Origin of the sequence: Streptomyces sp. MBT65 (genome assembly GCF_016612545.1) — a bacterium.
Classification (GTDB): domain Bacteria; phylum Actinomycetota; class Actinomycetes; order Streptomycetales; family Streptomycetaceae; genus Streptomyces.
In genome coordinates, this window is the sequence record NZ_JAENRY010000507.1 from 1 (window position 1) to 3,752 (window position 3,752).

The window sequence follows — 3,752 nt, forward strand, 5'->3', positions numbered from 1 at the left end:
GTCCCCACCCCAACCCCCCGAAGCCGAGGCCCTGTTGAGGTTCCTCACCGTCGGACCGGAGGAGCGGCCCCGGCTCGCCCCGCGGGTCGCCGACGCGGTCGGTGTCGACGTCCTGGAGCGGATCGTGCGGGCGACGCTGGCCCGGACCGGACGGCCCGTCACGGTGGCGGACAGTCCCTACGGCCTGCTCGTGACGGGTGACGAGGGTCAGGTGCGGGCCTGGGCCCGTGCGGCGCCGGACGGCGAACTCCTCGCCCTGTTCCTGGAAGGCGCCCGCCACACCCCGCGCCGCCGACACCGCCTGCCGTACGGCCTGTTGGTGCTCCTTGTCGGCCTCTGGAACGTCGTCTCCCTCTGGACGGCGTCCGACCGCACCGCCTGGCTCACCGGCCTGCTGATCCTCGCCGCCTGTTACGTCTTCGCCGAAGGCCTCGGCGCCCCGGCCCAGCAGCCGCGCCTCCCGCGCCCGCCGCCCTGGACGACGTACCAGACGCCCTCCAGCGGGAACCGCAGCGGCCGGCCTCTCAACCACCACGCCCGGCTGGCCGAACAGCGCGGCGCGGTCGACCTGGTGGGGCTGGGCCGCCACGGCACCCGTACCCGCGCCGACCACGAGCCGACCGCGTACGCCGCCTACGGGCGGGTCGTACGGTCGCCGTGCGACGGGCGGGTGATCTCCGCCGAGGACTCCATCGAGGACCAGGACACCCGTCCCGGCGCTCACGCCCGCTACCAACCCCCGTACGGGAACCACGTGTTCATCGACACCGGCCGGGAGATCGTCAAACTGGCCCATCTGCGGCCCGGTTCACTGACGGTGAGCGAGGGGGACGTGGTGCGCGTGGGGCAACTCATAGGAGAGACAGGCAATTCCGGCAACACCAGCGAGCCCCACCTCCATCTGCACGCGGAGCGTGACGGGGTCGGTCTGGACCTGCGGTTCACGGGGATACGCGGCAGGCTGTACCGGGGGAGGGTGATCCGTACTTTTCCTCAGCCACAGGCATCCTTGGCGGCGTGCGTACTGTTTCGCGACGTTTGAGCACTGCCGAACTGTTCGTGTCTCGTCGTACCTTGGGATACGTAGGCAGGACGCGGACGACGCGTCGTGGGGGAAATGTGGGGGGACGGTCGCCCATGCGATCCATGCGATCCGCCGGCAAGGCGGACATCACGATCCACAGACCGGAGGAGCTCGGTACCACGCTCCGCCAGGCCTGGCACAAGGCGATGGACGAGTCGCCGGACTACGCGAACCCTTTTCTGGCACCGGAGTTCGCGGACGGCGTCGGCCGATATCGCGGCGGTGCGCAGGTGGCGGTGCTGCACGAGGGCGGGGAGCCGGTCGGCTTCCTGCCGTACGAGCGCAACCCCGTCGGTGTCGGCCGGGCGATCGGCCTCGGCCTCTCCGACTGCCAGGGCCTGGTCCACCGGCCCGGTGTCACCTGGGACGTCCAGCAACTCCTGCGCGCCTGCGGCCTGTCGGTCTTCGAGTTCGACCATCTCGTCGAGGAACAGCAGCCGTTCGGCCGCCATGTCACGGGCACCTTCGCGTCCCCGGTGATCGACCTGAAGGACGGCGACGGCGAGGTCCCCTACCCCGAGTGGCTGCGCGGCGCCTACCCGGGCATCGCCAAGACGACCCTGAAGAAGGAACGCCGCCTCGGCCGCGATCTCGGCGAGATGCGCTTCGTCTACGACGACCGCGACCCCGAGGTGCTGCACACGCTGATGCGCTGGAAGTCGGCCCAGTACCGCAGGACCGGCCGCATGGACCGCTTCGCGCGCCCGTGGATCGTGGACCTGGTGGACCACCTGTTCCGCGTCCGCGAGGAACACTTCACCGGCGTCCTGTCGGTCCTCTACGCCGGCGACCGTCCGGTGGCGGCCCACTTCGGCCCGACGTCCCGCACCCTGTTCGCGGCCTGGTTCACGGCGTACGACCCCGAACTCCGTTACTACTCACCGGGGTTGATCATGCACCTCAGGATGGCCGAGGAGGCGGGCCGGCACGGCGTGCGCCTCATGGACCTGGGGCGCGGCGACAAGGAGTGGAAGGACTGGCTCAAGACCCGCGAACTGCGCGTCGGCGAGGGCTTCGCCACCCGCCCCCACCCGGTGGCGGCGGCCCACCGCCTGTGGCGCCGCCCGGTCCGCGGCCTGCGCAACACGGTCCTGGCCCACCCGTCCCTGCGCGACCCGGCGGACCGCCTCCTCAAAACGGTGGGCACGCTGCGTACGACGGGCAAGGTGCCGCCCAAGAAGTGACGATCCGGCACGGTGGACGCGGTGGAACGGTGGATCAGGGGCCCTGGACCGGGAGGTCGAGGGCCCTTCCCGCGCCCCGCTGCCGCTCCTGGCCCTGGTGGTGAAGGCGGTCCCCGACACCTGTACGACAGGCGCTCGTGGTAGACAACGCCGATGATGGTCAGGGCTGTTGGTGCCCGGCCCGCGGGCGACCGCGCGACAACAGGAAGGGGCAACCCGTGCTTCTGAAGACCTTCCGCTGGTCGTTCGCGGTCACCGCGCTCGGCCTGGCCCTAGGAGTCTGGTACGGCGGCTGGACGGCGTTCGGCGTGATCGCGATCCTCGCGGTGCTGGAGATCTCGCTGTCGTTCGACAACGCGGTGGTCAACGCCGGGATCCTGAAGAAGATGTCGGCGTTCTGGCAGAAGATCTTCCTCACGGTCGGCGTCCTGATCGCGGTCTTCGGTATGCGCCTGGCGTTCCCGGTGGTGATCGTCGCGGTCACGGCGAAGAAGAACCCCTTCGAGGCGGTGAACCTCGCGCTGACCGACAAGGACCGCTACGAACAGCTGGTCACCGACGCCCACCCGGCGATCGCGGCCTTCGGCGGAATGTTCCTGCTCATGATCTTCCTGGACTTCGTCTTCGAGGACCGCGACATCAAGTGGCTGGGCTGGCTGGAACGCCCGCTCGCCAAGCTCGGCAAGGTCGACATGCTGTCGGTCTGCATCGCCCTGATCGTCCTGCTGATCACCTCCTTCACCTTCGCGACCCACGCCCACCAACACGGCGGCACCCACGCGGACAAGGCCCAGACGGTCCTGGTCTCCGGCATCGCCGGCCTGATCACGTACATGATCGTCGGCGGCCTCTCGGGCTTCTTCGAGGACCGCCTGGAGGCCGAGGAGGAACGGGAACGCGAGAGCGACCGCTCAGCGGTGGTCCTGGCCGGCCAGGCCGCGTTCTTCATGTTCCTGTACCTCGAAGTCCTGGACGCGTCCTTCTCCTTCGACGGCGTGATCGGCGCGTTCGCCATCACCAACGACATCGTCCTGATGGCGCTGGGCCTGGGCATCGGCGCGATGTACGTCCGCTCCCTGACGGTCTACCTGGTCCGCCAGGGCACGCTCGACGACTACGTGTACCTGGAGCACGGAGCGCACTACGCGATCGGCGCGCTGGCGGTGATCCTGATGGTCACCATCCAGTACCAGATCAACGAGGTCATCACGGGGTTGGTCGGCGTCGTCCTGATCGGGTGGTCGTTCTGGTCGTCGGTGCGACGGAACCGGGCGTTGGCGGAGGCGGGGGAAGGGGCGGCGGAGGCTGTGGATACGGCGAGGGTTCCCTAGTCAGGAGTACCAGTCCGCGGTGACCTGCCGGACGACGACGGCCCCGAACCTTGTCATGGGTTCGGGGCCGTCGACGTAGTCCTGCCGCTTCACACTGTGCCCTCGGCAGGATTCGAACCTGCGACACCGGCTTTAGGAGAGCCGCGCTCTATC

At 69.3% G+C, this 3,752-nt stretch carries 3 protein-coding genes; all 3 read left to right on the top strand.

Features of this window, described 5'->3' with window-relative positions:
- Positions 1-1,042, top strand: a 1,042-nt coding sequence (locus JHN63_RS49285; RefSeq protein WP_234478872.1) for a M23 family metallopeptidase, incomplete at its 5' end; no start/stop codon positions are given.
- Positions 1,043-1,146: 104 nt separating this feature from the next.
- Positions 1,147-2,268, top strand: a complete 1,122-nt coding sequence (locus JHN63_RS49290) for a GNAT family N-acetyltransferase (protein ID WP_374223025.1) — start codon at positions 1,147-1,149, stop codon at positions 2,266-2,268.
- A 218-nt stretch (positions 2,269-2,486) separates the two neighbouring features.
- On the top strand, positions 2,487-3,599 hold the full coding sequence (locus JHN63_RS49295; protein ID WP_200691662.1) for a DUF475 domain-containing protein: 1,113 nt from the start codon (positions 2,487-2,489) through the stop codon (positions 3,597-3,599).
- Positions 3,600-3,752: the final 153 nt, after the last annotated feature.